General features: G+C 72.7%; 25 protein-coding genes. 13 read left to right on the top strand and 12 right to left on the bottom strand.

Annotation, left to right across the window (positions count from 1 at the left end):
* The first annotated feature begins 326 nt into the window (after positions 1-326).
* Positions 327-1,175, top strand: a complete 849-nt coding sequence (locus ACIBW6_RS31500; RefSeq protein WP_399065654.1) for a hypothetical protein — start codon at positions 327-329, stop codon at positions 1,173-1,175.
* Positions 1,176-1,381: 206 nt separating this feature from the next.
* Positions 1,382-2,776, top strand: coding sequence for a tannase/feruloyl esterase family alpha/beta hydrolase (locus tag ACIBW6_RS31495; protein ID WP_399065652.1), 1,395 nt, complete (start codon positions 1,382-1,384; stop codon positions 2,774-2,776).
* A 57-nt stretch (positions 2,777-2,833) separates the two neighbouring features.
* Here ACIBW6_RS31495 and ACIBW6_RS31490 read toward each other — a convergent pair whose 3' ends face one another.
* Together ACIBW6_RS31490 and ACIBW6_RS31485 are read right to left on the bottom strand one after the other, a co-directional pair.
* The gene (locus ACIBW6_RS31490; protein ID WP_399065650.1) at positions 2,834-3,016 is read right to left on the bottom strand and encodes a hypothetical protein; all 183 of its coding nucleotides are present in this window, start codon (positions 3,014-3,016) and stop codon (positions 2,834-2,836) included.
* A gap of 152 nt (positions 3,017-3,168) precedes the next feature.
* Positions 3,169-4,236 carry a fatty acid desaturase family protein gene (locus ACIBW6_RS31485; protein ID WP_399065647.1) on the bottom strand — a complete coding sequence of 356 codons (1,068 nt, stop codon included), beginning with the start codon at positions 4,234-4,236 and terminating at the stop codon, positions 3,169-3,171.
* A 339-nt stretch (positions 4,237-4,575) separates the two neighbouring features.
* Between ACIBW6_RS31485 and ACIBW6_RS31480 the strand changes: the two genes are divergently transcribed.
* Together ACIBW6_RS31480 and ACIBW6_RS31475 are read left to right on the top strand one after the other, a co-directional pair.
* Positions 4,576-7,404, top strand: a complete 2,829-nt coding sequence (locus ACIBW6_RS31480) for a DEAD/DEAH box helicase (RefSeq protein WP_399065645.1) — start codon at positions 4,576-4,578, stop codon at positions 7,402-7,404.
* Positions 7,401-8,747, top strand: coding sequence for an SWF or SNF family helicase (locus ACIBW6_RS31475; RefSeq protein ID WP_399065643.1), 1,347 nt, complete (start codon positions 7,401-7,403; stop codon positions 8,745-8,747). Before ACIBW6_RS31480 ends, ACIBW6_RS31475 begins: the two co-directional genes overlap by 4 nt.
* A 146-nt stretch (positions 8,748-8,893) precedes the next feature.
* Here the strand turns inward: ACIBW6_RS31475 and ACIBW6_RS31470 are convergent, their stop codons facing one another.
* Positions 8,894-10,120, bottom strand: coding sequence for an acyl-CoA dehydrogenase family protein (locus ACIBW6_RS31470; protein ID WP_399065640.1), 1,227 nt, complete (start codon positions 10,118-10,120; stop codon positions 8,894-8,896).
* A 162-nt stretch (positions 10,121-10,282) separates the two neighbouring features.
* Between ACIBW6_RS31470 and ACIBW6_RS31465 the strand changes: the two genes are divergently transcribed.
* Entirely contained in the window at positions 10,283-10,936 is a 654-nt protein-coding gene (locus ACIBW6_RS31465) for a TetR family transcriptional regulator (RefSeq protein WP_399065638.1), read from the top strand.
* A gap of 85 nt (positions 10,937-11,021) precedes the next feature.
* Here the strand turns inward: ACIBW6_RS31465 and def are convergent, their stop codons facing one another.
* Complete coding sequence (def, locus tag ACIBW6_RS31460; protein ID WP_399065636.1) at positions 11,022-11,573, bottom strand: peptide deformylase; 552 nt, start codon at positions 11,571-11,573, stop codon at positions 11,022-11,024.
* Between the two features lie 139 nt (positions 11,574-11,712).
* Here def and ACIBW6_RS31455 point away from each other — a divergent pair, with 139 nt between their 5' ends.
* From ACIBW6_RS31455 to ACIBW6_RS31425, 7 genes are all read left to right on the top strand, one after another.
* Positions 11,713-12,951 carry a MurT ligase domain-containing protein gene (locus ACIBW6_RS31455; protein ID WP_399065634.1) on the top strand — a complete coding sequence of 413 codons (1,239 nt, stop codon included), beginning with the start codon at positions 11,713-11,715 and terminating at the stop codon, positions 12,949-12,951.
* A gap of 36 nt (positions 12,952-12,987) precedes the next feature.
* Complete coding sequence (locus ACIBW6_RS31450) at positions 12,988-13,719, top strand: type 1 glutamine amidotransferase (protein ID WP_399065632.1); 732 nt, start codon at positions 12,988-12,990, stop codon at positions 13,717-13,719.
* A gap of 168 nt (positions 13,720-13,887) precedes the next feature.
* Entirely contained in the window at positions 13,888-14,913 is a 1,026-nt protein-coding gene (locus tag ACIBW6_RS31445) for a 6-phosphofructokinase (RefSeq protein ID WP_399065629.1), read from the top strand.
* Positions 14,914-15,037: 124 nt separating this feature from the next.
* Complete coding sequence (locus ACIBW6_RS31440) at positions 15,038-15,991, top strand: cytochrome c oxidase assembly protein (protein WP_399065626.1); 954 nt, start codon at positions 15,038-15,040, stop codon at positions 15,989-15,991.
* Between the two features lie 97 nt (positions 15,992-16,088).
* Positions 16,089-16,247, top strand: a complete 159-nt coding sequence (locus ACIBW6_RS31435) for a hypothetical protein (RefSeq protein ID WP_324768595.1) — start codon at positions 16,089-16,091, stop codon at positions 16,245-16,247.
* A 36-nt stretch (positions 16,248-16,283) separates the two neighbouring features.
* The gene (locus tag ACIBW6_RS31430) at positions 16,284-17,000 is read left to right on the top strand and encodes a lysophospholipid acyltransferase family protein (protein ID WP_399065623.1); all 717 of its coding nucleotides are present in this window, start codon (positions 16,284-16,286) and stop codon (positions 16,998-17,000) included.
* 60 nt (positions 17,001-17,060) lie between these two features.
* Entirely contained in the window at positions 17,061-18,095 is a 1,035-nt protein-coding gene (locus ACIBW6_RS31425) for an NAD-dependent epimerase/dehydratase family protein (protein ID WP_399065621.1), read from the top strand.
* 75 nt (positions 18,096-18,170) lie between these two features.
* Here the strand turns inward: ACIBW6_RS31425 and ACIBW6_RS31420 are convergent, their stop codons facing one another.
* The 8 genes from ACIBW6_RS31420 to ACIBW6_RS31385 form a co-directional block, all read right to left on the bottom strand.
* Entirely contained in the window at positions 18,171-19,745 is a 1,575-nt protein-coding gene (locus ACIBW6_RS31420; RefSeq protein ID WP_399065756.1) for an alpha/beta hydrolase, read from the bottom strand.
* Between the two features lie 190 nt (positions 19,746-19,935).
* Positions 19,936-20,796: an urease accessory protein UreD gene (locus ACIBW6_RS31415; protein ID WP_399065618.1), complete on the bottom strand. Its 861-nt coding sequence runs from the start codon at positions 20,794-20,796 to the stop codon at positions 19,936-19,938.
* Complete coding sequence (gene ureG, locus ACIBW6_RS31410) at positions 20,793-21,482, bottom strand: urease accessory protein UreG (protein ID WP_399065616.1); 690 nt, start codon at positions 21,480-21,482, stop codon at positions 20,793-20,795. Before ureG ends, ACIBW6_RS31415 begins: the two co-directional genes overlap by 4 nt.
* Positions 21,483-21,618: 136 nt before the next feature.
* Positions 21,619-22,293, bottom strand: a complete 675-nt coding sequence (locus ACIBW6_RS31405; protein WP_399065614.1) for an urease accessory protein UreF — start codon at positions 22,291-22,293, stop codon at positions 21,619-21,621.
* An 11-nt stretch (positions 22,294-22,304) separates the two neighbouring features.
* Entirely contained in the window at positions 22,305-24,026 is a 1,722-nt protein-coding gene (locus tag ACIBW6_RS31400) for an urease subunit alpha (protein WP_399065611.1), read from the bottom strand.
* Complete coding sequence (locus ACIBW6_RS31395) at positions 24,019-24,330, bottom strand: urease subunit beta (protein WP_399065609.1); 312 nt, start codon at positions 24,328-24,330, stop codon at positions 24,019-24,021. Before ACIBW6_RS31395 ends, ACIBW6_RS31400 begins: the two co-directional genes overlap by 8 nt.
* Positions 24,331-24,346: 16 nt before the next feature.
* Positions 24,347-24,649: an urease subunit gamma gene (locus ACIBW6_RS31390; RefSeq protein ID WP_399065606.1), complete on the bottom strand. Its 303-nt coding sequence runs from the start codon at positions 24,647-24,649 to the stop codon at positions 24,347-24,349.
* Between the two features lie 197 nt (positions 24,650-24,846).
* Positions 24,847-25,467, bottom strand: coding sequence for a TetR/AcrR family transcriptional regulator (locus ACIBW6_RS31385; RefSeq protein WP_399065604.1), 621 nt, complete (start codon positions 25,465-25,467; stop codon positions 24,847-24,849).
* Positions 25,468-25,581: 114 nt separating this feature from the next.
* Between ACIBW6_RS31385 and ACIBW6_RS31380 the strand changes: the two genes are divergently transcribed.
* Complete coding sequence (locus ACIBW6_RS31380; protein ID WP_399065602.1) at positions 25,582-26,598, top strand: ABC transporter permease; 1,017 nt, start codon at positions 25,582-25,584, stop codon at positions 26,596-26,598.
* The last annotated feature ends 144 nt before the right edge of the window (positions 26,599-26,742 follow it).

The following is a 26,742-nucleotide window of genomic DNA, read 5'->3' as shown; positions in this document are numbered from 1 at the left end:
GACCAGGGCGGGCGGACGCGGTCCCGCGAGGCTGCCTACCCCCGGACAGCCGCCACGAAGGCGCCCGGGTTGTCGAACATGACGTTGTGCCCGGCGCCCGGGACCTCCAGTTCGGAACCGTGCCGGTCGGCCTCCTCGTGACGTGAAGCTCCGGCGCCCGGTCCGACACCGGAGCCACACGAAGTGCGCACAGGAACGGGACATGCCGTCGCCGGCGGCGCGAGCGACCGGGGTGACCATGGATTTTCCTGGTCATCGCCCCTGTACGACATCGTCCGCGACTGACTAAGGTCACGCCGACGGACAGAAGCTCAGGGGAGGCTGGCATGGCCGGGACGGACGACGCGGTCGTCACCGAGGACGACGCGCTGTACGTGCTCACGGCAGTGTTGCTCACGCCGGCGAAGTTCCCCAGCGTGCTGGGTGACGACTACCCCGAAGCGTGTGCCGCGCTGGGACTCGCGCCGCTCGCCGACGGCTACGGCCTCGTCCTCGGCCAGGACGCGGACGGGGCGCGCTGGACGGTCGTCGTCGACGACGTGTCCCTCGTGGCCGTCGCCATCGCCTCCTGGGACTGCGGCATGGAGTACGAGCTCTCGCCCGACGAGGACAGCATGGTCGACGCGCTGCCCGGCTGGCCGCTCGCGCTGGCGGTGGCGGCCCCGGACGTCCCGGCGCCGCACGATCCCGAACCGGACCCCGGGACGGTCGACATGCCGCCTCTCTGCCCGCCTGACACGACGACGTGGGGTCCGGCGCAACGGCGTCTGGGCGCGGACGAGATAGCCCTCCAGTGGGCCGCGTGGCGGGGCCAGATCGACGACGCGCAGTTCGCCTCGGACGCTACGGGGGAGAACGCCGGCGAAGGTGCCGGGGCGGACGGCGAGAAGGCCGCGCCGGGCAGCGCGCACCAGGGGATTCGGCGGGTCCTGGCCGAGGCGCGGGCCTACGTGGACGCTCCTCCCCCGCTCGGGCGGGTGCGGTCCGCGTTCGCGTCGGGGGACGCCCGCACCCTGCGTGCCGACGGGCCCGGCTGGTCGATGGTGGCGCGCACGGACGACATCGCTTTCATCCTGCTCGACGAGGAGCCGGGCGAGGTGCTGCCGGTCGGCCGCGGCGCGGAGCTGCCCAGCCTGCTGGACGCGCTCGACAAGATGGCGGTGCGGCCGGCCTGACCGCCGGTCACCGCCATTGCGCGGCAGGCGTCGTACGCGGGCCCACAAGCACCATCGCCGGGCGCAGGCCCGTACCGCACCGCATCCCACAGGGCCCGCCCGCACCCCACAGGGCGCGCCCGCCGTATGTGGTCCCGCCCCATGGATGCGCGCGGGCCGCCCCCCGACGATGGGCCTCTTCCCGCCACTTCGAGGAGGCCCCCGCGATGCGCACGTCCAGAGCCGTTCCCTTGTTGGCCACCACACTCTTGGCGTTGGCCGCCTCCGGTCCGCAGGCCGCGCATGCGGCCTCCCCTCAGGAGGCTCAATCGCGGCACGGAGCCCACTGTGCGGGTCAGACGCACACGCGCGTACCGGGTGCCCGGTTCCAGCAGCGCACCTGTCTGGACGATCTGACGACCACCGGTCTCGCGGGCACCCCCTACACGGACACGGCCGACCAGGCCGGCCTGACGGCCACGGGGACCCACCGCCCGTCCGGCGTCCCCGGCGTGCAGATCGACGGCTACTTCGCGGACGGCTCCCGGACGAACACGACGCACGGCTGGAACCACGACGCCCAGTTCGTGATCCGGCTCCCCGACCGCTGGAACGGCGGACTGGTGGTGACCGCCTCCCCCGGCAACCGCAAGCAGTACGCGACCGACGCGGCGCTCTCCGACCGCGCCCTGGCCCAGGGGTACGCGTACGCGGCGACCGACAAGGGCAACACCGGACCCGACTTCTACCGGGACGGCACGCGGCCCGGGGACGCCGTCGCCGAATGGAACGCCCGCACGACACAGCTGACTCGCGCCGCCAAGAGGACGGTCGCCCTGCGCTACGGCACCGCGCCGCGCCACACGTTCATGACGGGCATCTCCAACGCCGGTTACCTCACGCGCTGGCAGTTGGAGAACCATCCCGAGCTGTACGACGGAGGCGTCGACTGGGAGGGCGTCCTGTGGACGGCGGACGACGCGCCCCTGCTGACGTCCCTGCCCACGGCCGTGGCCTACGGGCAGGGAAAGGCCGATGCGGACGACATGTATGCGGCCGGTTTCGCGCGGGGCTCGGAGTTCCTGTGGCCGTATCACCAGAAGGCGTACTGGGGGCTCACGCAGAAGGTGTACCGGGCGGAGTTCGACCCCGCCTACGACCCCGGCTGCCCTGGCGACTCCGCCGGTTCGACGACGGGGGAGCTGCTCGCCCCGTGCGCGTCCGACGCCGTCTACGCCTACGCGGCGCGCCCGGCGTCGGTGCGCCGCGCCGTCGCGCGCGTGGCCCTCACCGGACGCGTCGGGAAGCCCTTGCTCACCCTCCAGGGCGATCTGGACACCTTGCTGCCGATCTCCACGGACGCCGCGGTGTACGCGCGCATGGTCGACCGGCAGGGGCGCGGCCCGCTGCACCGCACGTACACCATCGAGGGCGGCACGCACACGGACGGGCTGTACGACAGCTATCCGGACCGGCTGCGGCCGATCCTGCCGTGCTACCAGGATGCCTTCGACACGCTGGTCCGGTGGACCCGGGACGGGACGCGGCCGCCCGCGGACCGGTCCGTCGGACGGCCCACGGGCGCTGACGTCGTCAACTCCTGCTCGGTGCGGACTTCTTAGCGGCCGTCGCGCGAGGGGCGGGGCTGGTCCGGCCCGGGACGGGACGCCAGGGCCCGCCTAGCGGCCGATCTCCCTGCGGGAGACGCGGCGGAGCCTGCGCCGCTGCGAGGGGTCGAGCATCAGGTACGCCGCGGTGGGCACGCCGAGCACGATGAGCAGGGCCGCCCACCACGGCAGCCAGATCAGCAGGATGAGCCCGGCGGCCACGCCGCCCGCGGCGATCTTCGCGTTCCTCGACATCTGTGTGGCCTCCTTCGGAGCGGCTCGCCCTCGGCTGAGTGGGGCGAACTCGTCTCTGTTGTGAGAAACGGGCCGGTGACCTCCGTGGTTCCGGTGTCCGACCCTGATACGACCCTGATCCCGCACCCTGGAAGGCGTCCCGGGGCGGTGCCTCAGATGTCGGCGCGCAGCGGCTCTCCCACTTCATACATGTGGCGCAGGGCCTGGCGGTAGGAGTCGACGAGCCCGGTCTCCACGAACGGGATGCTGAGGTCGCGGCAGTGCGCCTTCACCATGGGCTGCGCGAGGCACAGGTGGGGCCGGGGCATGCTCGGGAAGAGATGGTGCTCTATCTGGTAGTTGAGGCCGCCGAGGAACCAGTCCGTCAGGATGCCGCCCTTGATGTTGCGGGACGTGAGGACCTGGCGCCGCAGGTGACCCCACTTGTCGCCCTGCGGGTCGGGCATCTCCATGCCCTTGTGGTTGGGTGCGAAGGCCATCCCCAGGTGGAGGCCGAAGAGGGCCTGGTGCAGGGCTGCGAAGGCGAGAGCGTGGCCGAGGGGCATGGTGACCGAGAGCAGGGTCACGTAACCGACGACGTGGGCGAGCAGGAGGCCGCCCTCGACGAGGCGCTCCCGTCCGGTCTGCCGGCGCAGATCCCGGAAACCCGACACCTTCAGAGCGAGGCCTTCGAGCAGGGTGAGCGGGAAGAAGAGCCACGCCTGATGACGGGTGAGCCAGCCCCGGAAGCCCACCCGGGTCGCCGCCTGTCCACTGGTGAAGACCAGGACGTCGGCGGCGACGTCGGGGTCCTTGTCGATGTGGTTCGGGTTGGCGTGGTGCCGGTTGTGCTTGTCGTTCCACCACGCGTAGCTCATGCCCAGCAGGAGGTTGCCGTGGATCAGGCCGATGACCCGGCTCACGGAGCGGTTGCCGGTGATCTGCGAGTGCCCCGCGTCGTGGCCGATGAAGGCCGTGCGGGCGCCCAGGACGGCCAGGAGCGGAGCCAGGGCGAGGACCCACCAGGAAGCGCCGAGGAACGCCATGCCGGTCACGACGGCGGCCAGGGTGAGGGCGTTGACCGCGATGGTACGTACGTACCAGCCGGTGCGCCGGTCGAGCAGACCCTGTCCCTTGACGTCGCGCAGCAGCGGGGTGAATTCGCTGCCCCCTTCGGGTGGCCGGCGCCGCGGCGCGGCTTCTTGGGCGTCTTCCGGCAGGGTTCCGAGGGCCAGGGCCATGGCTGTTCTCCGGTCTGTGGCGGGCGAGGTCGAGGCGACGGGCTACGCGTCGGCCCGGCCTGGAAAACCTACGAATCGCCGGCCTCATGGAGCCATGGCGCCACCACCCGGCCTCGACAGGGGCCAGCCCTGCTGCGGAAGGGGGGTTAACCACACCCTTAAGGGGCGCGTGACCCAGATCACTCCCTGAGGAAGTCCTTCCGTGGAGTCCGCCGTGTACCCTCACCGACTCCAGGGTGAGTAGTCAAAATTGAGGAATACGAGGAAGCCGCCATTCCCGCGTACACACATGCCGCACCCACCTCCACCGAGACCACCGAACTCGCCCGTTGCTCCGCGGTGTTCACACCCGGTGATCCGGCCCGCACCTCCACCGTCGCCTTCTGGCGGCCCGACGGCGGCGAACCGCCGCTCCTGGAGGCGGGCGCCCGGACCGAACTGTCCCTGGCGCTGCCCGGCGAGGAGGGCGGCGTCGAACTGGTGACAGTGGCCGCGGTCGCCCTTCCTGTGCGGGCCGCGCTGCCGGTCCTCACCCGCGCGCGTGGCGCCGCGCACGCGGACGCCACGACGGCGTTCTGGGGCGCGGCCGCGCTGCTCGCCCTCCAACTGGCCGCGCGCGGCCTCCTCCTGCCCGGCCTGAGCGCCGACGACCACGACGCCTGGCGGGCAGGTCCCCTCCGCCCCCAGGACGTGGAGCGGCTGCGCGAGCTGGCCGCTGCGATGCCTCCCGAGGCGCACGCGGTGCCCTTGGAAGGCCACGAGCCGCCCCGGCTGCACCTTCCCGAGCGGCTGCTGCGCGCCTTCCTTGACGCCGTGGCCGACACGCTGCCCCGCTCCCCCGCCGCCGCGCTCGCGGCGGGCGGCCCGGCGTTCGCCGCACGGGCTCCGCACAGAGCGCCGCAGTTGCGCGCGTGGGCGGGTGACGTGGCGGCCGGGCACGACGCCGGGGTGCGCGTCTCGCTGCGGGTCGAGGTGCCCGGCCTCGCCGAACCCGTCGACGTCACGGCCGCCACCGACGCCGCCCACGGAGCGGACCGCCCGGTCTTCCGCGCCGTGTTGCAGATGCACAGTGTCAGCGACCCCGGCGTGGTCGCGGACGCGACCGAGGTCTGGGCCGGGGCCGGCGCGTCGGACGCCGCGTTCGGGGCACGGGCCCGGATGGACGCGCTCCTGGCACTGCGCCGCGCGGCGCGCGCGTGGGCGCCCCTGACGCCGTTGCTGTCGGCCTCCGTGCCCGATGCGGTCGAACTCGCCGACGACGACGTGACCGACCTGCTGGGCCCGGGGGCCCGCGCCCTCGCGGCGGCCGGGGTCGACGTGCACTGGCCCAAGGAGATGGCCCGCACGCTGACGGCCCGTGCGGTGATCGGCCCGCCCCAGGGCGACCGGGACGCGTCGGCGGCGCAGACGCCGTCGTTCCTGTCGGCGGACGCCCTCCTGGGCTTCGACTGGTCGTTCGCCATCGGGGACCAGGAAGCGAGCCGTGCGGAACTGGACCGGCTCGCCGAGGCCAACCATCCCGTGGTGCGGCTGCGCGACCAGTGGGTGCTGATCGATCCGGAACAGGCCCGGCGCGTCCGCGCCCACCAGGACCGCAAGGTGACCCCGGTCGACGCGCTGAGCGCCGTCCTGACGGGCTCCACCGAGGTCGAGGGGGACCGCGTCGAGGTGCGGCCCTCCGGCTGGCTGGCCGAGCTCAGGGACCGCCTCGCGGACCCCGAGGCGATGGACCCCGTCGGTCAGCCGGCCGCGCTCGCCGCCGACCTGCGCGACTACCAACTGCGCGGCCTGAACTGGCTCGCCCGCATGACCTCGCTCGGCCTGGGCGCCTGCCTCGCCGACGACATGGGCCTCGGCAAGACGATCACGCTGATCGCCCTGCACCTGCACCGGCAGCAAGCACCGGAGACCGCGGGCCCCACCCTGGTGATCTGTCCGACGTCCCTCATGGGCAACTGGCAGCGCGAGATCGAGAAGTTCGCCCCCGGCACGGCCGTACGGCGCTTCCACGGCGGGCGCCGCTCCCTGGAGGACCTCGACCGCGGCGAGTTCGTGCTCACCACCTACGGCACCATGCGCCTCGACGCGGCCCACCTGGCGGGCACCGGCTGGGGCATGGTGGTCGTCGACGAGGCCCAGCACGTGAAGAACCCGCACTCGGCCACCGCCAAGGAGCTGCGCACCATCGGCGCCCGCGCGCGCGTGGCGCTCACCGGCACCCCGGTGGAGAACAACCTCTCCGAGCTGTGGGCGATCCTCGACTGGACCACACCCGGTCTGCTGGGCCGGCTCGGCACCTTCCGCACCCGCTACGCCAACGCCGTCGAGGGCGGCAAGGACCCGGCCGCCGCCGAACGGCTGGCGCGACTCGTCCGCCCCTTCCTGCTGCGGCGCCGCAAGGCGGACCCGGGCATCGCCCCGGAACTGCCGCCCAAGACCGAGACCGACCGGGCCGTGTCGCTCACCACGGAGCAGGCGGGCCTCTACGAAGCCGTGGTACGGGAGACGCTCGCGGAGATCTCCGGCGCGGACGGCTTCGAACGGCGCGGTCTGATCGTCAAGTTGCTGACCGGCCTCAAGCAGATCTGCAACCACCCGGCGCAGTACCTGAAGGAGGACGAGCCGCGGATCGTCGGCCGCTCCGGGAAACTGGAGCTTCTCGACGAGCTGTTGGACACCATCCTCGCCGAGGACGCCGGCGTTCTCGTCTTCACCCAGTACGTGCGGATGGCGCGCCTGATCGAGCGGCACCTCGCCCACCGGGGCGTCCCGTCGCAGTTCCTCCACGGAGGCACCCCGGTCGCGGGACGCGAAGCGATGGTGCGCCGTTTCCAGGACGGCGAGGTGCCCGTCTTCCTGCTCTCCTTGAAGGCCGCCGGCACCGGGCTCAACCTCACGCGCGCGGAGCACGTGGTGCACTACGACCGCTGGTGGAACCCGGCGGTGGAGGCACAGGCCACCGACCGTGCGTACCGCATCGGCCAGACCCGGCCGGTCCAGGTGCACCGGCTGATCACCGAGGGCACCATCGAGGACCGCATCGCCGACATGCTGTTGCGCAAGCGGGCGTTGGCGGACGCCGTCCTCGGCGCGGGCGAGTCGGCCCTGACCGAACTGACCGATGCCGAACTGGCCGACCTGGTCGAGCTGCGAGGGGGCGCCCGATGAGTGACCTGCATGACGAGCACGACGAGCACGACGAGCCGTTCTCGTCCGGGGAGCCGGGCCCGGGGGCGCGTGCGGACCTGGATGCACGTACGTTCGCCGCGTTGCCGGCCACGCACGGCCGCGGCTTCGCGCAGACCTGGTGGGGACAGACGTGGCTGAAGGCCCTGGAGGACACGGCCCTTGACCTCGCACAGCTCAAGGCGGGCCGGCGCCTCGCGCGTGCCGGGGCGGTCGGCGCCGTGTCGGTGCGGCCCGGGCGCATCACCGCCCTCGTCACGGACCGCGGAGGCGCCCAGCACCGTGCGGACGTGCTGTGGCAGCGGCTCGGCGAGGAGGACTGGGACCGCTTCCTCGGCATGGCCGCCGAGCGGGCCGGGCACATCGCCGCCCTCCTGGACCGCGACATGCCACCGCACCTGGTGGAGGACGCCGCCGCGGCCGGCGTGGACCTCCTGCCCGGCATCGGCGACCTGGAGCCGCGCTGCGACTGCGAGGCCTGGGACCACTGCGCGCACACGGCGGCGCTGAGCTACCAGGTGGCGCGGCTGCTCGACCAGGATCCGTTCGTGCTGCTCCTGTTGCGCGGGCGGGGCGAGCGGGCCCTGCTCGACGCCCTTCAGGTGCGCACCGCCGCCCGCGCCGAACCGCGGGCCACGCCCGTACCGGAGACCGAGGGCGTGGACGCGGCGGAGGCGTACGCGTCGGCGTTCTTGCTGCCCCCGCTGCCGCTGCCACCGGAGCTGCCGCCCGAGCCCGGTCTGCCGCCCTCCCTGGACACGGAGGCGCCGCCGCCCGCGGGCGCAGACGTCGCCGCGTGGGCGTTCCTGGGCGCCCAGGCCGCCGTCGAGGCGCACCGGTTGCTCGCGGACGCCCTCGCCGCGGGACACGGGCAGCGGAGTCCGGCGCCGGAGCCAGGGGTGGCGCAGGATGCCGTGCGGCTGGCCGCCGCCGGGCCGGAGCGGCACATCGCCGAGCGGCTCGCCGCGGGCTCGGGCCGGGACCGCGCGGGACTCGCGCTGGCCGTGCGGGCCTGGGGGCACGGAGGCGCGGCCGCACTCGCCGTCCTGGAGGAGGAGTGGGTTCCGGGCGCGGAAGAGGCGGCACGCGCGCGTGCGGCGCTCGCGGCGGCCTGGGAGCCGGGCGAGCAGCCCGCGCTCGAAGCCGCCCGCGGCCGCTGGACCGTCCGCGGCACCGGCCTCCAGTTGCGGCTGGGACGCGACGGGCGCTGGTGGCCCTACCGCAAGGAACGGGGCCGCTGGGCCCCGGCCGGCCCCGCCGCCACCGATCCGGCGTCGGCACTGGCCACGGCGGTGGAGAGCGGCGAGGAGCGGCGCGAGCGGTGACCGGGCCCGCACGGTGACGTGTGGTCCCGTGCGGGACCGGTGCCGCACGATGACGCCCCGCCTCGCCCGGGCCCGGGCCCGCGCGACGACGCCCCGTCCCGCGCGGGCCGCCGACCACCGGCCACCGGCCACCGGCAGGCCGTGCCCTAGCGGATCGGCATCCCCGAGAGTGTGCGGGCGATGACCAGGCGCTGGATCTCGCTCGTGCCCTCGAAGATCGTGTAGATCGCCGCGTCACGGTGCATGCGCTCCACGGGGTACTCCCGCGTGTAGCCGTTGCCGCCCAGGATCTGGATGGCCTGCGCCGTGACCTTCTTGGCGGTCTCGCTCGCGAACAGCTTCGACATGGAGCCCTCGGCGTTCTCGAACTTCTTGCCGGTCGTCCCCATCCAGGAGGCGCGCCACACCAGGAGCCGTGCGGCGTCGATCTGCGTCCGCATGTCGGCAAGTTGGAAGGCGACACCCTGGTTGTCGATGATCGGGCGGCCGAACTGCTCGCGCGTCTTCGCGTACTCCAGCGCTTCCTCGTAGGCGGCGCGGGCGGTGCCGACCGCCATGGCGCCGACGGCGGGGCGCGAGGCCTCGAAGGTCGCCATCGCGGCGTTCTTCACGCGCTCGCCGCCCTTCCTGGCCTTCTCGCGCGCGCGGGCCAGCCGCTCGTCGAGCTTCTCCTTGCCGCCGAGCAGGCAGGAGCCGGGCACCCGGACGTTCTCCAGGACGACCTCGGCGGTGTGCGAGGCGCGGATGCCGTGCTTCTTGAACTTCTGCCCCTGGGACAGCCCCGGCGTGTTCGGCGGGACGATGAAGGAGGCGTGCCCCTTGGAGCCGAGTTCGGGGTCGATGGAGGCGACCACCACGTGGACGTTGGCGATGCCGCCGTTCGTCGCCCACGTCTTGGTGCCGTTCAGGACCCACTCGTCCTTGGCCTCGTCGTAGACGGCGCGGGTGCGCATGGACGCCACGTCGGAGCCCGCGTCCGGCTCGGAGGAGCAGAAGGCGGCCACCTTGACGTCGTTGACGTCGCCGTACATCTGCGGGATCCAGGTGCCGATCTGCTCCTCGGTGCCGTTGGCGAGCACGCCCACCGCGGCCAGGCCCGTGCCGACGATCGACAGGGCGATGCCCGCGTCGCCCCAGAACAGCTCCTCCATGGTCATCGGGATGCCGAGACCGGTCGGGTCGAAGAACTGCTGCGCGTAGAAGTCGAGGGAGTAGATTCCCAGCTTGGACGCTTCCTGGATGACGGGCCAGGGGGTCTCCTCGCGCTCGTCCCACTCGGCGGCCGCGGGGCGGATCACATCGGCGGCGAAGCCGTGAAGCCAGTCACGGACCTCCTTCTGCTCGTCGTTGAGATCCATCGTGAACTCGGCCATGACCCCTCCAGGACTGCGTACACTGCATGTGTTACTTACGGTAACAGGAGTCTGTTACCGACCAGTAGCCCCTGTCAACCTCCGAGTACGCGTTCGATATCGGTCGGCGGGCGGGTGTTACCTTTCGCGTGCGTCAAGCAATCGCACGGGCGGGGAGACCTCATGGAGACCACACAGCGGACCGACCAGCGCGCGGAGCAGCAGTCCGCCGCCGAGCGTCGGCGGCGCGAGCTGCTCGAGGCCGCGGACCGTGTGGTGCTCCGGGACGGCCCGGGTGCCTCGATGAACGCGATCGCGGCGGAGGCCGGGATCACCAAGCCGATCCTCTACCGGCACTTCGGCGACAAGGGAGGGCTGTACGCGGCCCTCGCCACGCGGCACACGGACGCCCTGCTCGCCTCCTTGCGCGCCGCCCTGGACGCGCCCGCCCGGCGCCGTGAGCGCGTGGAGGCGACGCTGGACACCTACTTGGCGGCGATCGAGGCCAGGCCCCAGGTCTACCGGTTCCTGATGCACCCGGCGGAGGGCTCCCCCGGCGACTCCGGCTTCGACGTGGGGCGCCACTCCGCTCCCCTGCTGCGCCGGATGGGCGAGGAGCTGGCGGAGGTCATCGAGGAGCGGGTCGACCTCGGTCCGGCCGGTCAGCAGCTCGCCCGTGTCTGGGGCCACGGCATTGTCGGCATGATGCACGCCGCCGGCGACTGGTGGCTGGGCGAACGGCCGTGCACGCGCGCCGCGTTGGTCAACGCCCTTGCGGACCTGCTGTGGGGGCGGCTCGCCGCCGCGGGCGACAAGGCGGGCGGCCCGGGCTTCTGAGGCCCGTCCGAAAGCGCGGAAAGCCCGCCTCTAAAGCGGAACGAGCGCCCGGAAGGCCCCGCCCAGGAGGCCGCGGAAAGCCCGCCTAGGAAGCCGCGTTCCGCGCCCAGGGCGCCCGCGCCGCCTGCCGCAGCACCTTGCGGCGCCGCCAGCCCGTGACCCGGTCCGTGTACGTGCGGCCCGCCAAGTGGTCGCATTCATGCTGGAGGCACCGCGCGAACCACCCCGTGCCGTCGACGACCACCGGAGCGCCCGTCACATCGACCCCCTCCACGCGCGCGTGGTCGCAGCGCGGCGTGCCCGCTTCGAGGCCGGGCAGCGACAGGCAGCCCTCGGGCCCCCGCACGACGACGCCGTCCGCCGCCACCAGGCGCGGGTTCACCACATGGCCCACGTGGCGCACGTCGTCGTCGTCCTCACAGTCGTAGACGAAGACCCGCAGCGCCTGTCCCACCTGATTGGCGGCGAGGCCCACGCCCTGGGCCGCGTACATCGTGGCGAACATGTCCTGCACCAGCCGCCCGAGCGCGGGACCGAAGTCCGTGACGTCCGCGCAGGGTTGGTGCAGCACGGGGTCGCCGAGCAGGGTCAGGGGTCGTACGCGCCCGGAGGCGCCCGGGATCGAGCCGTGTCGCATGGCCGTAAGGGTACGGTCCGAGGAGCACCCCGATCCGCTGGTGGTGCCGCGGTTCGGGCTTGTCAGAGGATCTCGATAGGCTGAGGCCGGAAGCGATGCCCGGGGCAGGCGCGGCGCCGTACGCAAGGAGGACCCAACAATGTCAGGCAACTCGGAGTCGATGACTCCGCGGGCCAAGCTGGCCGTGACGGCCGGAAAGGCCGCGGCCGCGGTGTCGCGGGCGGCGGGCCGCGGCAGCGGGTCGGTGATCGGCGGCAAGGTCGCGCTCAAGTTCGACCCCGAGCTGCTCGGACGGCTCGCGCAACACCTCGACGTGGTGCTCGTCTCGGCCACGAACGGCAAGACCACGACCACCCGCCTGATCGCCGAGGCCCTGCGCGCCAGCGGCCCGGTCGTCTCGAACGCGCTGGGCGCGAACATGCCGGCGGGCATCACCTCCGCCCTGGCCGGCGGCTCCGACGCCAAGTTCGGCGTCATCGAGGTCGACGAGAAGTACCTGGCCGGGGTGGCCCGGGACACCGCTCCCAAGGCGATCGCCCTGCTGAATCTCTCGCGCGACCAGCTCGACCGCGCCGCCGAGACCCGCATGCTCGCCGAGAAGTGGCGCGAGGGACTCGCCGGCTCGAAGGCCATCGTCATCGCCAACGCGGACGACCCGCTCGTGGTGTGGGCCGCCTCCTCCTCGCCGAACGTGGTGTGGGTCGCCGCCGGCCAGGAGTGGAAGGACGACGCCTGGTCCTGCCCGGCGTGCGGCGGCGTGATGCAGCGCCCCGGCGACGACTGGTTCTGCGGCGAGTGCGGCTTCCGGCGCCCCACCGCGAGCTGGGCCCTCCAGGGCGACTACGTCCTGGACCCGCACGGTTCCGCCTGGCCGATCCACCTCCAGCTGCCCGGCCGCGCCAACAAGGCGAACGCCGCCTCCTCGGCCGCCGTCGCCGCCTGCTTCGGAGTGCCGCCGCAGGTCGCCCTGGAGCGCATGTACCAGGTGCAGGCCGTGGCCGGCCGGTACGACGTCGTACGGTTCCAGGACCGGGACCTGCGGCTGCTGCTCGCGAAGAACCCGGCGGGCTGGCTGGAGACGTTCACCCTGATCGACCCGCCGCCCACCCCGGTGATCCTCTCGGTGAACGCGCGCGGCGCCGACGGCACCGACACCTCCTGGCTCTGGGACGTCGACTACACGCGTCTGGCCGGCCACCCGATCTGCGTCATCGGCGACCGCAAGCTCGACCTCGCGGTCCGCCTGGAGGTCGCGAACCTCGACTTCCGGGTCTGCGAGACGCTCGACGAAGCCGTGCAGATGTCCCCGCAGGGACGGATCGAGCTCATCGCCAACTACACCGCGTTCCAGGACGTCCGCCGCCGCGTGGGCAACTGACCGGATCCGCACGAGGACCAGCTAAGGATCATGAGCATGAGCGACAACAGCCTGCGTCTGGTGTGGGTCTACCCCGACCTGCTGAGCACCTACGGCGACCAGGGCAACGCCCTTGTGGTGGAGCGCCGCGCCCGGCAGCGCCGCCTCCAGGTCGAGCGCTACGACGTGCGCAGCGACCAGCCGGTTCCCACCTCCGGCGACATCTACCTGATCGGCGGCGGCGAGGACCGGCCGCAGCGGCTCGCGGCCGAGCGGCTGCGCCGCGACGGCGGCCTGCAGCGCGCCGTGGGCAACGGGGCGATCGTCTTCTCGGTGTGCGCCGGGTACCAGATCCTCGGCCACGAGTTCATCAACGACCTGGGTGAGCGCGAGCCGGGCCTGGGCCTGCTCGACGTGGTCTCCACCCGCGGCGAGGGCGAGCGGTGCGTCGGTGACGTACTGGGCGACATCGACCCGCAGCTGGGACTGCCGCCGCTGACCGGGTTCGAGAACCACCAGGGCGTGACCCACCTCGGGCCGTCGGCGCGGCCGTTCGCCCGCACCCGGATCGGCAAGGGCAACGGCACCGGAGACGGCACCGAGGGCGCCTTCAACGACACGGTGTTCGGTACGTACATGCACGGTCCCGTCCTCGCGCGCAACCCGCTCATCGCCGACCTGCTGCTGAAGCTGGCGCTCGACGTGAACGCGCTGCCGCCGGTGGACGACCGGTGGTACGAGGCGCTGCGCAACGAGCGGATCGCCGCCGCCACGGCCCAGCCCGCCTGACCGCCCCTCCGCGGCCCCTAAAGGGCGCTTCCTCGCCCATCTGAGCGGGACTGTCCATCTGTCGGACGGCCCTTACGGAGGGGGCCCCGGGCGCCGATAAGGTACGGAGAATCCAGCCGGACGACGTGGTCCGGTCACCGGCCCACTTTGCAAAGGTATTCCGGGCTTATGCGTATTGGTGTCCTCACCTCCGGCGGTGACTGTCCCGGTCTGAACGCCGTGATCCGTTCGGTCGTCCACCGTGCCGTCGTCGACCACGGCGACGAGGTCATCGGCTTCCACGACGGGTGGAAGGGCCTGCTCGAATGTGACTACCGCAAGCTGGACCTGGACGCGGTGGGCGGCATCCTCGCCCGGGGCGGCACCATCCTCGGCTCCTCCCGGGTACAGCCGGCGCACCTGCGGGACGGTGTGGAGCGGGCCAAGGGGCACCTCGCCGACCTCGGCCTGGACGCGGTCATCCCGATCGGCGGCGAGGGCACGCTGAAGGCGGCCCGGCTGCTGTCCGACGGCGGGCTGCCGATCGTCGGCGTACCTAAGACCATCGACAACGACATCGCTGTCACCGACGTGACATTCGGCTTCGACACGGCCGTCGGGGTCGCGACCGAGGCCCTCGACCGGCTGAAGACGACCGCCGAGTCGCACCAGCGCGTCCTGATCGTCGAGGTCATGGGGCGGCACACCGGCTGGATCGCGCTCCACTCCGGGATGGCCGCGGGCGCGCACGCGGTCGTCGTGCCCGAGCGTCCGTTCGACATCGAGGAGCTGACCCGCAAGGTCGGCGAGCGGTTCGAGGCGGGCAAGAAGTTCGCCATCGTCGTCGTCGCGGAGGGCGCCAAGCCCCGGGCCGGCTCGATGGAGTACGACGAGGGCGGCAAGGACGTCTACGGCCACGAGCGCTTCGCGGGGATCGCCCGCCAGCTCTCCATCGAGCTGGAGCACCGCCTCGGCAAGGAGGCGCGCCCGGTGATCCTCGGCCACGTGCAGCGCGGCGGCACGCCCACCGCCTACGACCGGGTCCTCGCGACGCGGTTCGGCTGGCACGCCGTGGAGGCCGTGCACCGCGGCGAGTTCGGCAAGATGACCGCGCTGCGGGGCACCGACATCGTGATGGTGCCGCTCGCCGAGGCCGTCGAGACCCTGAAGACCGTGCCGGCCGAGCGCTACGCCGAGGCCGAGTGCGTGCTGTGAGCCACTGACCACGACGGTTGCGTCCGTTCCCCGCACAGAGCTGCCCCCGGCCTCCACCCCGGCCGGGGGCAGCTCTACGCTGGTCCAGCACAATCCGTACGAAACGAGCAACAGGAGCCGGCGGATGGATCACAGCGGGCACGGCATGAACATGGATCTGCCGCCGTTCACGCTGGGGCGCGGCCTCGAGTGGTCGGCCGACCCCTTCTTCCTCGTCGGCTGCCTCCTGGCGCTCGCCCTCTACGGCTGGGGCGTGGTACGGCTCGGCCGCCGCGGTGACTCCTGGCCGGTGGCGCGGACCCTCGCCTTCGTCGTGGGCGTCCTGACCATCGGCCTGGTGATGTGCACCAAGCTGAACGACTACGGCATGGTCATGTTCAGCGTGCACATGGTGCAGCACATGGTCATCAGCATGCTGTCGCCGATCCTGCTGCTCATGGGCGCTCCGATCACGCTGGCGCTGCGCGCCCTGCCGGTGGCGGCACGGCGCGGCAGCAAGGGGCCGCGGGAGCTGCTCCTGATGCTGCTGCACAGCCGCTACATGCGGATCATCACGCACCCCGCGTTCACGATCCCACTGTTCATCGCGAGCCTGTACGCGCTCTACTTCACGCCGCTGTTCGACTTCCTCATGGGGTCGAAGGTCGGGCACATCGCGATGATGGTGCACTTCCTCGCGGTCGGTGTGGTCTTCTTCTGGCCGATCATGGGTGTGGACCCGGGGCCGCACCGCCCCGGGTACGTGATGCGGATGCTGGAGCTGTTCGCCGGCATGCCGTTCCACGCCTTCTTCGGGATCGCGCTGATGATGGCGAGCACGTCGATGGTCGGCACGTTCGACAACCCGCCCGCCTCGCTCGGCATCGATCCGCTCGCCGACCAGACGGCGGCGGGCGGCATCGCGTGGGCCTTCAGCGAGGTGCCGTCGGTCCTCGTGCTGCTCGCGCTGCTCTTCCAGTGGAAGAAGTCCGAGGACCGCCAGGCCCGCCGCAAGGACCGGGCCGCGGACCGGGACGGCGACCAGGAGCTGGCGGCGTACAACGCCTATCTCGCCTCTCTGAACGCGCGCGGACAGTAGCGCCACCACCCCCTCACGGGTGACTATGGCCTTCTGGCCGCGGTTCGGGCGCCGCACGTCGCGTACGCCGTCCGGGCTGCCGGGAGGAGCGTGCGTGATGCCCGGATCGACGAAGACGATGGGTGTGTTCACCGTCGGCGGCCTGGTGGCCGTCACCGCCTACACGGTGGCGCTCGGCAGCAACGGCTGGCTGTGGTTCGGCTGGGTGGTGCTGGGACTGATCACGGTCGCGATGGTGGCTTCGCGCAGCGCCTGACGCGTCCGGACCGATGCGTGGGGGAAGGCGACCGGCATGTTCTACCGTCTGCTCAAGTACGTGATCCTCGGGCCGCTGCTGCGCCTGATGTTCCGGCCGCGGATCGAGGGCCTTGAGCACATCCCGGAATCGGGGGCGGCGATCATCGCGGGCAACCACCTGTCGTTCGCCGATCACTTCCTGATGCCCGCGATCATCAAGCGGCGGATCACGTTCTTGGCGAAGGCCGAGTACTTCACCGGGCCGGGCGTCAAGGGACGGCTGACCGCCGCGTTCTTCCGCAGCGCGGGTCAGATCCCGGTGGACCGCTCGGGCAAGGAGGCCGGGCAGGCCGCGATCCGGGAGGGGCTCGGGGTGCTGCGCCGCGACGAACTGCTCGGCATCTATCCGGAGGGCACCCGGTCGCACGACGGGCGCCTCTACAAGGGCAAGGTCGGCGTCGCCGCGATGGCGTTGCAGGCCCAGGCCCCGGTGGTCCCCTGCGCGATGATCGGCACCTTCGAGGCGCAGCCCCCGGGACGGAAGATCCCCAGGATGCGGCGGGTAACGATCCGGTTCGGCGCCCCGCTGGAGTTCTCGCGGTACGCGGGGATGGAGGGCGAGAAGACCGTCCTGCGTGCGGTCACGGACGAGATCATGTACGCGATCCTCGACCTGTCCGGGCAGGAGTACGTCGACAAGTACGCGGCGCTGGTGAAGGCGGAGGCCGAGGAAGCCAAGGCGCGCAGGTTCCCGCGGATGCCGCTGAGCTGATCACTCTGCGCTGAGCAGAATCCGCCGGGCCCGGCCCGCGCGGCGACGTACGGTCCGCTCATGAAGACGGCATTGGTGATCGGTGGAGCGGGACAGATCGGGCGCCCCGCGGTGCGGGCGCTGGCGCGGGACGGCTGGGCGGTGACGGCGGCCTCCCGGGGCGCGCGGCGGGACGCGGCCTGGCCCGAGGAGGTGCGGTCGGTGGCGCTCGACCGGGACGACGACGAGGCGCTCGCCGCGCTGGTCGGGGACGGCGTCGACCTGGTCGTGGACCTGGTGGCGTTCGAGCGGCGGCACGGGCGCCAGCTGGCGGCGCTGGCCGGCCGCGTCGGCTCGGCGGTCGTGATCTCCAGCGGCGCGGTGTACGAGGACGAGCGGGGACGCAGCTTCGACACCCAGGACGAGCCGGACGGACAGCCGCGCTTCCCCGTGCCGGTGACGGAGGACGGCCGGACGGTCGCGGCGGGCGACGCCACGTACGGGACGCGGAAGGTGCAGCTGGAAGGGGACCTGCTGGCCCTCGGGGAGAAGCTGCCGACGACGCTGCTGCGGGCGAGCGCGGTCTACGGGCCGCACTGCCGCACACCGCGCGAGCTGTACTTCGTGAAGCGCAATCTCGACGGGCGGCGCACGCGAGTGCTCAGCTATGCCGGGCGCAGCCGCTTCCACCCGGTGAGCGTGCACAACCTGGCGGAGCTGGTGCGCCTGGCCGCGGCCCGTCCCGGCTCGCGGGTGCTCAACGGCGCGGACCCGGGCTGCCCGACGGTCGCGGAGATCGGCACCATGATCGACGCCCTGATGGGCGTGGAGACCGAGACGGTGCTGGTCGAGGGGGCGCCTCCGGCGCCGACGGTCGGGGACACGCCCTGGTCCCTGGCGCACCCGTTCGTCTTCTCCATGGCGGCCGCCGAGAAGGAGCTGGGCTACCGGCCCGTCACGGCGTACGCCGACGCGCTGCCGGAGACGGTGGAGTGGCTCGCGGCGCGGTTGCGGGAGCGGGACTGGGTGGACGGCTTCCCGACGATGGCGGCGAACTACACGACGGGGATCTTCGACTACGCGGCCGAGGACGCGTGGCTGGCGGCGCGGGGCTGACGCCCCGCACGCGGCCCGGCCCCCGCCGGTGCGGCGGGGGCCGGGCCTGTGGTGCTCCGGACGCTCAGGCTGCCGTCAGGGCTTCGGGGTGGCGTGCGGCGCGCACGTCACGTCCTTGCTGTCGGTCTTGCCGGTGAGCAGGTAGGTGTCGACCCGGTCGTTGATGCAGGGGTTGGTCAGACCGGTGACGCCGTGGGAGCCCGCGTCCTTCTCGGTGATCAGGCGGGAGCCCTCGAAGCGCTTGTGCAGCTCGACGGCGCCCTCGTACGGGGTGGCGGCGTCCCGCGTGGACTGCACGATCAGGACCGGCGGCAGGCCCTTGCCGGTCTTGACGTCGACCGGCGTCTGCTGCTTGGTCTTCCACGTGGCGCAGGGCAGGTTCATCCACGCGTTGGCCCACGTCATGAAGGGGTAGTCCTTGTGGAGCCGCGTGTTGTCCTTGTCCCACTTCTGCCAGCTGGTGGGCCACTTGGCGTCGGCGCACTCGACGGCGGTGTAGACCGCGTTGCTGTTCTCCGACGCGGCGTTGCCCGCGGTGTCCGACAGGTCGGGGGCGATGGCGTCGACCAGGGCCTGCGTGTCACCGGCGACGTACTTGCTCCACGTCTGGGCGACCGGCACCCAGGACGAGTCGTAGTACGGCGCGCTCTGGAAGAAGCCGATCAGCTCGGCCGGGCCGACGACCCCGCCCAGCGGGCTCTTCTTCGCGGCGGCGCGCAGCGTCAGCCACTGCTGCTGCACCTCGGCACGCGTGTCGCCGAGGTGGAAGGTGGCGTCGTTCTTGGCGACCCAGTCCTGCCAGTCCTTCCAGCGGCCCTCGAAGGCGATGTCCTGGTTGAGGTTGGCCTCGTACCAGATGTTCGACTTGGCCGGGTTGACGACGCTGTCCACGATCATGCGGCGGACGTGGCCCGGGAAGAGCGTGCCGTAGACGGCGCCCAGGTAGGTGCCGTAGGAGACGCCCAGGTAGTTGAGCTTCTTGTCGCCGAGGGCGGCGCGGATGACGTCGAGGTCGCGCGCGGTGTTCGGCGTCGTCATGTGCGGCAGCATCTCGCCGCTGCGCTCGTAGCAGCCGTCCGCGTACTCCGCGGCGAGCTTGCGCTGGGCGCGCTTGTCGGCCTCGTCGTCGGGGACCGGGTCGGCCTTGGGGGCCTTCACGAACTCCTGCGGGTCGATGCAGGAGATGGGCGCCGAGTGGCCCACGCCGCGCGGGTCGAAGCCGACGAAGTCGTACGCCTTCGCCATCTTCGCGTAGATCGGGTTCTTGGTGGTCACGCGGGTCGGGAAGCGCAGGCCGGAGCCGCCGGGGCCGCCCGGGTTGTAGACGAGCGAGCCCTGGCGCTCGCCCTTGGTGCCGGTGGAGCCGACGCGGTCGACGGCCAGCTTGATCTGCTTGCCGTTCGGCTTGGCGTAGTCGAGGGGCACGGTGACCCAGCCGCACTGGATCGGCTTGGCGAAGCCCCAGTCGGCGGGGCAGTCCTGCCAGTCGACGCCCTTGTGGCCGGCGCGGGCGGCGGCGATGACGGCGCCCACCGCCTCACGGACCTGGCCGTGGTCGCCGTTCGGACGCTGCTCGGCGTTGGCCGCGGGGGCGGCGACCGCTCCCGCTATCAGCGCCGCGGCGGCGAACGCGCTCGCGGAACCGACCACCGCCTTCCGGCTGCCGCGACTCGTGCGTCGAGTCTGTCTCACGTGAGGCCTCCGCACATCGATTCGATCGTTACGTCGATCGTGTTGCCGATCGGTACGCGGATCCTGTCGTGTGGAGGGTCCCTGACAACAGAGAAGGAGGGGGTTCTTTACCAATCCGATAAACGGTATGACCCGTCCCGGTGAGCGGTCAGAGCAATCGGCCCAGTGCGGCGTCCAGGGTGCGACGCAGCCGCAATGCGTCGGTGGCGACCGCGGTGACCAGCACCGCGGGCCCCGGGAGCGGGGAGAGCACGGCGGTGCCGTCCGCGTCGAGAACCGTAGCGGACGGTTGTTCCCTCGCGAACTCGGGTCGCACGACCACGAGTTGTCCTAGGGCGCGGTGCCCGGCCAGCACCGCGGGGCCGTCCCAGCCGCCGGGTGCGCCGGGGCCGCAGGCGAGTTCCTGGTCGAGCAGCGGGCGGCCGGCGTGATGGAGCGTCAGGCGGCTGGTGAGGCGGCCGGGCCGCTCGCCGACGCGGCCGAGGACCTGCTCCTCCCGGAACACGAGATGCGCCTCGGGGGCGAGGTCGACGCGGGTGGTGACCCGCAGATCGCTGTCGGCCGCCGAGATCAGCTGTTCCGGCAGCCAGTCGAGGCGGGCGCCGTCGGCGACGGTGAGCCGGACGTCGTACCGGGCCTCCTCCGTCGCCTGCCCCGGCAGGGCGAGGGTGGCCGCGACCGAGCCGAGGCGCAGGTGGGCGCTGTGGTCCGCGTGGGCCTCGACGGTGATGTGGTCGCCGCCGAGCGGGCCGCTCATGGCGCCGACCAGCACGACGCGCGCCTCGGCGCCGGCGGCGCGGACCCGGCGCAGGGCGAGCGAGCCCTCGCTCTCCAGCACGGGCAGCGCGGTGCCGCCGCGGCCGTCGGCGCGGGCGGTGACCCGGGCGGTGGAGCGGACGCCCGCACGCGAGCCGCCGGGCCCGCTCCCCTGCTCCCTGCCCGGGACGGGCCGGACTGCGGGCTCCGCGCCGCGGACAGCGGGCCGGACCGCGCCCGTGCGCACGCTCACGCGGTCCACGCGGCGAACCGGCCGCGCACCCAGGCCGCGACGTCGTCGACGCCGGTCTGCGAACGCAACGACTGGAGCACGACGGGCAGTTCGCCCCGCGCCTCCTTGGCGTCGGCGGCCATCCGGGCGAGGTCCGAGCCGACGTAGGGGGCGAGGTCGGTCTTGTTGATGACGAGCAGGTCGGCGGTGGTGACGCCGGGGCCGCCCTTGCGTGGGATGTCGTCGCCGCCCGCGACGTCGATGACGAAGACCTGGGCGTCGACGAGGCCCTTGGAGAAGGTGGCGGTCAGGTTGTCGCCGCCGGACTCGACGAGGATCAGGTCGAGGGGGCCCGCGCGCCCGGCGAGGTCGGTCTCCAGGTCCTCGACGGCTTCGAGGTTGGCGGAGATGTCGTCGCGGATCGCCGTGTGCGGGCAGGCCCCGGTCTCCACCGCGGTGATCCGCTCGGGCGGCAGCACCGCCTCGCGCAGCAGGAACTCGGCGTCCTCGCGCGTGTAGATGTCGTTGGTGACGACGGCGAGGGAGAGTTCGTCGCGCAGGGCGCGGCACAGGGCCGCGACGGTGGCGGTCTTGCCGGACCCGACGGGCCCGCCGAGCCCGATGCGCAGCGCGCGGCGGGTCCCGTCGGGCCGGTGGGCGTCGGCGGAGACGGCGGCGGGACCGTCGTGGGAGTGGTCGAGGTGCATGGTCTACGGCTCCGGTTTCGTGAGGGTCATGAGCCGGGCGGCCGGCCCGGCGGCACTGCGGGTCCGTCGCGCGACTGCCTCCGCGGGCCGGGGCGGAGCGGGCTCCGGCGTGACCCGCGAGGGCGTAACGGTGGTACTAGGACGCGAAGAGGCGGACCGGCCAGGCGGCGTGCGCCTCCGCCCCGATGTCGAGCAGGGGCGCCGAGCAGGCGGGCAGCGCGTCCGGCCCCTCGTCGCGGGCCCGTCTCGCCGCGTCCACGGCCTGCCGGGCGACGAGGTCGAGTTCGGGCGCGAGCCGCGCGAGGGCCCCGGTCGCGTCGAACGGATCGAGGCTGAGCAGCCGTACGACGGCCGTCGCGGGCCCGCTGACCCCCTCGTACGCCGAGCAGTACGCGGCGTCCTCGGGGCCGAGCCCCGCCGCGCGGGCGGTCAGGCCCAGCACGACCGGCTGGTGTGCCCCCTTGGGGAACTGCCGCGCCAAGGCGTCGAGTTCGGGGCCCGGCCAGGTGGCACGGGCGGCTCGGGTCAGCTGCCGGCCGAGCTTGCGCGCGGTCGTGCGCAGGGCGGCCGACGGCGTACGGGCGTCGGCCGCCGCGTCCAGGGCGACGGGGTCGACGCCCAGGGCCGCCGCGGCGGCGAGGGCGGCCGCGACGAGGCCGCTGGTGTGCAGGCGGCCGCGGCAGAACTCCTCCAGGCTCGCCGCGTCGGTGACGCGGCCCGCCCTGACCGCGGCCTCCGCGCCGCCGGAGTGGGCGTGCCCACCGGCGGGGAAGCGGCCGTCGGCCAGGACGAGCAGGGCTGCGCGTGTCATGACGTGGCGGCTCAGAACAAGAAGTACCGCTGGGCCAGCGGCAGTTCGGCGGCGGGGGCGGGTTCGACGAGTTCGCCGTCGATGGTCACGGCGAACGAGTCGGGGGCGACCTCCACGCGCGGCAGGGCGTCGTTGTTGCGCATGTCGGCCTTGGTGCGGCCGCGGGTCGAGAGGATCGGGACGAACGCCCGCCCCAGGCCGAGCCGCTCGGGCAGACCGTCCTCCAGGGCCCATTCGCTGGTGAAGTTGACCGAGTTGGCGGCGGGAGCCCGACCGTGCGCGCCGAACATCGGGCGCGGCAGCACGGGCTGGGGCGTCGGGATGGAGGCGTTGGCGTCGCCCATCTGCGCGTAGGCGATCTGCCCGCCCTTGATGACGAGTTGCGGTTTCACCCCGAAGAACTGCGGGTCCCACAGCACCAGGTCGGCGAGCTTGCCGGTCTCGACGGAGCCGACCTCGCGCTCGATGCCCTGGGCGATCGCCGCGTTGATCGTGTACTTGGCGACGTAGCGGCGGGCGCGCTGGTTGTCGGCGCGGGTGTCGCCGGGCAGGAAGCCGCGACGGCGCTTCATGACGTGGGCGGTCTGCCAGGTCCGCATGATGACTTCGCCGATACGACCCATGGCCTGCGAGTCCGAGGACATGATCGAGATGGCGCCCATGTCGTGCAGGATGTCCTCGGCCGCGATGGTGGTGGGCCGGATGCGGGACTCGGCGAAGGCGAGGTCCTCGGGGACGGCGGGGTTGAGGTGGTGGCAGACCATCAGCATGTCGAGGTGTTCCTCGACGGTGTTGACGGTGTGCGGCCGGGTCGGATTGGTGGAGCTGGGCAGCATGTTGGGCAGCTGCACGGCGGTGATCATGTCGGGCGCGTGGCCGCCGCCCGCCCCCTCGACGTGGAAGGCGTGCAGGGTACGGCCGCCGACCGCGTCGAAGGTGTCCTGGACGAAACCGCTCTCGTTCAACGTGTCGCTGTGGACCGCCAGTTGGGCTCCGGACTCCTCGCACACGTCGAGGCAGGCGGAGATCACGGCGGGGGTGGCGCCCCAGTCCTCGTGGATCTTGAAGCCGAGGACGCCCGCGCGCAGCTGGTCGCGCATCGACTCCTTCGACATGGTGTTGCCCTTGCCGAGGAACCCGATGTTGACGGGGCTGTCCTCCAGCGCCGCGAACATCCGGGCGAGGTGCCAGGAACCGGGGGTGATGGTGGTGGCCTTGGACCCCTCGGCGGGTCCCGTGCCGCCGCCGATGAGGGTGGTGACGCCGGAGGCGAGGGCCTCGTCGACGATGGTCGGCGAGATGAAGTGGATGTGCGTGTCGATGCCGCCGGCCGTGACGATCTTGCCGTTGCCCGCGAGGATCTCCGTCTCCGGGCCGATCACGAGGTCGGGGTGGACGCCGTCCATGGTGTCGGGGTTGCCGGCCTTGCCGATGCCGGTGATCCGGCCGTCGCGGACGCCGATGTCGGCCTTGACGATGCCCCAGTGGTCGATGATCAGGGCGCCGGTGATGACGGTGTCGGGGGTGCCTTCGGCGCGGGTGGCCCGCGACTGGCCCATGGATTCGCGGATGACCTTGCCGCCGCCGAAGACGGCCTCGTCGCCGGAGCGGCCGGGGCCGCCGGAGCGGTCCTCCTCGATCTCGACGAAGAGGTCGGTGTCGGCGAGGCGGACGCGGTCGCCGGTGGTGGGGCCGAACAGGTCGGCGTAGGCGGCGCGGGACAGGCTAGGCATCGAGGGGTCCTCCGGTCTCGCCGCGCAGTCCGGGGACGATCCGGCGTCCGCCGAGGGGGACGAGGTCGACGTCGACGGGGATGCCGGGCTCGAAGCGGACGGCCGTGCCGGCGGGGATGTCGAGCCGGTGGCCGCGGGCGGCGGCACGGTCGAGGTCGAGGCCGGGGTTGGCCTCGGCGAAGTGGTAGTGGGACCCGACCTGGATGGGCCGGTCCGCGGCGTTGAGCACCGTCATACGTATGACGTCGCGGCCTTCGTTGAAGACGACCGGCTCGTCGGCGAAGAGGATCTCTCCGGGAATCATGGCTGCCGCTTCCCCGTCAGACGATCGGCTCGTGGACGGTGACGAGTTTGGTGCCGTCCGGGAAGGTCGCCTCGACCTGGACGTCGTGGATCATCTCGGGGATGCCCTCCATGACGTCGGCCCGGGCGAGCACCGCCCGTCCGGAGGACATGAGTTCGGCGACGGTGCGGCCGTCGCGTGCGCCTTCGAGTACGTGCGAGGTGATCAGCGCGACCGCCTCGGGGTGGTTGAGCTTCACACCCCGGGACCGTCGCTTCTCAGCCACGTCGGCGGCCACATGGATCAGGAGTCTCTCCTGCTCGTGCGGGGTCAGTTGCACGCGTCCCACCTCACAGTCTCGCTCCGGACCGTGCGGGGCCCGGCTGCCGCGGCCACCGCGACGGGTATAGATGTAACACACAAGAATGGCGCGCGACGGCGCGCACCCCGGTTACCAAAACCCCTGGTGGCGTGCGGTGCAGGCTAGTTGGGCGGAGTTTCAACGACGTTAACCGTTGCTTGACCACCGCATTGCTGTCAGCTGACCTCACTCATACCCATCAGCCCCCGCAGCCCGATCTGCAACGTCTCGACCGGCACCTCGCCGAAGAGGGCCTGCTGGGTGAGGAATCCCTGCGCCGCGGAGATCATCGTGCGCGCGACCGCCTCCGGATCGACGTCCGGGCGCATCATTCCGGCCGCCTGATAGCCCTGGACGATCGCGATCCAGACCGCGCGCACCTGGTCGAACCCGTCCCGGATCACGGCGGCCAGCTCTTCGTTGCGCAAGGTCTCCGTCCACACCTGCACCACCAGGCGCGGGAAGTAGGACGTCCCGTCGACGCGCAGCCCCGGCCGCTCGCGCAGCACCTCGGTCATCACCGTGCCGATCAGCTCGTACGGGGGCGGGGGCGGCACCTGGCGGCCGGCCGCCTCGAAGGCGGACCGCACGTCGTCGAGGACCTCCGTGACGATTGCACGGATCAGCTCGTCCTTGCCGCGGAAGTACCGGTAGACCGCGCCCGCCGAGAGGTCCACCTCCTTCAGGACGTCCTGCATCGACGTGGCGTGGAAGCCGTTGCGGGCGAAGCAGAGCGCGGCGCCGTCCAGGATCTGGCGGCGGCGGGCGTCGAGGTGCTCTTGGGATACGCGGGCCATGGGGTTGAACGTAAAACGAACATTCCTTCTTGACAAGTCGCCACGGCACGCCGACAGTGAAGGCGTCACGTAAAACGAACGATCCTTCGCTTTGGCTGCCCCGCTGGAGATCCCATGCCCTCCCCCACCCCCGTCTCGCCCTCCGCGCACGGCCGCACCATGGTCGCCGTCATGGTGCTCGTGCCGCTCGTCGCCGCGCTGGCCCTCTGGGCGTTCGCCTGGCCCGCGGCCCGGACGGCGCCGCGCGATCTGCCGCTCGGCGTCGCGGGGCCCGCGGCCGCGGCGGCCCCGCTCGACCGCCAACTGCGCGCGCAAGAAGGGGCGTTCGAGGTACACCGGTATGCGGACGAGGCCGCGGCGCGCGCGGCGATCGAGGGCCGTGTCGTCTACGGGGCCGTGGTGGCGGCGCCGGACGGACCGCGGCTGCTGACGGCGTCGGCGGCGAGCCCGGTCGTCGCGCAGCTCTTGCAGCAGGCGGTGGCGGCCCAGGCGCCCGCGGGGACGAAGGTGACGACGGTGGACGTGGTGCCGACGCCCGCGGCCGATCCCCGTGGCGCGACGCTGAGTTCGAGCGTGCTGCCGCTGGCTCTCGCGGGGGTCGCCGGGGGTGCGATCGTGACGCTGCTGCGGCTGCGCGGGGTCCGGGCCGTCCTGACCCTGCTGGTGGCCGCGGCCGCCGTGGGGGTCGTGGCCGCCGCGCTGGCGCACAGCTGGCTCGGCGCGCTGACCGGTGACTGGTGGGCGGAGGCCGGGGTGCTGGGCCTGTCGACGCTCGCGGTGGGGGCGACGGTGGCGGGCCTCGGGGCGCTGCTCGGCCCGGCGGGCATCGGGGTCGGCGCGATGGCGATGGTGCTGCTCGGCAACCCGTTCTCCGGGGTGGCGTCGGCGCCCCAGCTGCTGCCCGCGCCGGTCGGCGCCCTCGGCCAGCTGCTGCCGCCGGGCGCCGGCGGGACGCTGCTGCGCTCGGTCTCCTACTTCGACGGGGCGCGGGCGGCGGGCCCGGCGTGGACGCTGGCCGTCTGGGCCCTGCTCGGCCTGGTGGCGGTGGTGCTCGGGTCGCTGCGCGGGCGGCGGGCGGAGGCGGCGGCACGGACGGCGCCGCCCGCACGGACCCCGCTCCCGGTCGGCTGAGCGGGCCGACCGGGGGCGGGGTCCCGCTGTGGCCCACCGACCGACGGCGCGTCCTCGCCGTTGCGGGCCGGCGGACCGACCGCACCTTCCCACGCAGACCAGCCGGCCTGCTGACCGCGCATCTCCGCCCCGGCGGACGACCCG

The organism is Streptomyces sp. NPDC049813, from assembly GCF_044465085.1.
Lineage (GTDB): Bacteria > Actinomycetota > Actinomycetes > Streptomycetales > Streptomycetaceae > Streptomyces.
This window is presented reverse-complemented; position numbering and strand designations above follow the sequence as displayed.

Excerpts from the sequence above, each read along its gene's own strand:
- ACIBW6_RS31500 (WP_399065654.1), top strand. The coding sequence starts at position 327 with ATGGCCGGGACGGACGACGCGGTCGTCACCGAGGACGACGCGCTGTAC.
- ACIBW6_RS31495 (WP_399065652.1), top strand. The coding sequence starts at position 1,382 with ATGCGCACGTCCAGAGCCGTTCCCTTGTTGGCCACCACACTCTTGGCG.
- ACIBW6_RS31490 (WP_399065650.1), bottom strand. The coding sequence starts at position 3,016 with ATGTCGAGGAACGCGAAGATCGCCGCGGGCGGCGTGGCCGCCGGGCTC.
- ACIBW6_RS31485 (WP_399065647.1), bottom strand. The coding sequence starts at position 4,236 with ATGGCCCTGGCCCTCGGAACCCTGCCGGAAGACGCCCAAGAAGCCGCG.
- ACIBW6_RS31475 (WP_399065643.1), top strand. The coding sequence starts at position 7,401 with ATGAGTGACCTGCATGACGAGCACGACGAGCACGACGAGCCGTTCTCG.
- ACIBW6_RS31470 (WP_399065640.1), bottom strand. The coding sequence starts at position 10,120 with ATGGCCGAGTTCACGATGGATCTCAACGACGAGCAGAAGGAGGTCCGT.
- ACIBW6_RS31465 (WP_399065638.1), top strand. The coding sequence starts at position 10,283 with ATGGAGACCACACAGCGGACCGACCAGCGCGCGGAGCAGCAGTCCGCC.
- def (WP_399065636.1), bottom strand. The coding sequence starts at position 11,573 with ATGCGACACGGCTCGATCCCGGGCGCCTCCGGGCGCGTACGACCCCTG.
- ACIBW6_RS31455 (WP_399065634.1), top strand. The coding sequence starts at position 11,713 with ATGTCAGGCAACTCGGAGTCGATGACTCCGCGGGCCAAGCTGGCCGTG.
- ACIBW6_RS31450 (WP_399065632.1), top strand. The coding sequence starts at position 12,988 with ATGAGCGACAACAGCCTGCGTCTGGTGTGGGTCTACCCCGACCTGCTG.
- ACIBW6_RS31445 (WP_399065629.1), top strand. The coding sequence starts at position 13,888 with ATGCGTATTGGTGTCCTCACCTCCGGCGGTGACTGTCCCGGTCTGAAC.
- ACIBW6_RS31440 (WP_399065626.1), top strand. The coding sequence starts at position 15,038 with ATGGATCACAGCGGGCACGGCATGAACATGGATCTGCCGCCGTTCACG.
- ACIBW6_RS31435 (WP_324768595.1), top strand. The coding sequence starts at position 16,089 with ATGCCCGGATCGACGAAGACGATGGGTGTGTTCACCGTCGGCGGCCTG.
- ACIBW6_RS31430 (WP_399065623.1), top strand. The coding sequence starts at position 16,284 with ATGTTCTACCGTCTGCTCAAGTACGTGATCCTCGGGCCGCTGCTGCGC.
- ACIBW6_RS31425 (WP_399065621.1), top strand. The coding sequence starts at position 17,061 with ATGAAGACGGCATTGGTGATCGGTGGAGCGGGACAGATCGGGCGCCCC.
- ureG (WP_399065616.1), bottom strand. The coding sequence starts at position 21,482 with ATGCACCTCGACCACTCCCACGACGGTCCCGCCGCCGTCTCCGCCGAC.
- ACIBW6_RS31405 (WP_399065614.1), bottom strand. The coding sequence starts at position 22,293 with ATGACACGCGCAGCCCTGCTCGTCCTGGCCGACGGCCGCTTCCCCGCC.
- ACIBW6_RS31400 (WP_399065611.1), bottom strand. The coding sequence starts at position 24,026 with ATGCCTAGCCTGTCCCGCGCCGCCTACGCCGACCTGTTCGGCCCCACC.
- ACIBW6_RS31395 (WP_399065609.1), bottom strand. The coding sequence starts at position 24,330 with ATGATTCCCGGAGAGATCCTCTTCGCCGACGAGCCGGTCGTCTTCAAC.
- ACIBW6_RS31385 (WP_399065604.1), bottom strand. The coding sequence starts at position 25,467 with ATGGCCCGCGTATCCCAAGAGCACCTCGACGCCCGCCGCCGCCAGATC.
- ACIBW6_RS31380 (WP_399065602.1), top strand. The coding sequence starts at position 25,582 with ATGCCCTCCCCCACCCCCGTCTCGCCCTCCGCGCACGGCCGCACCATG.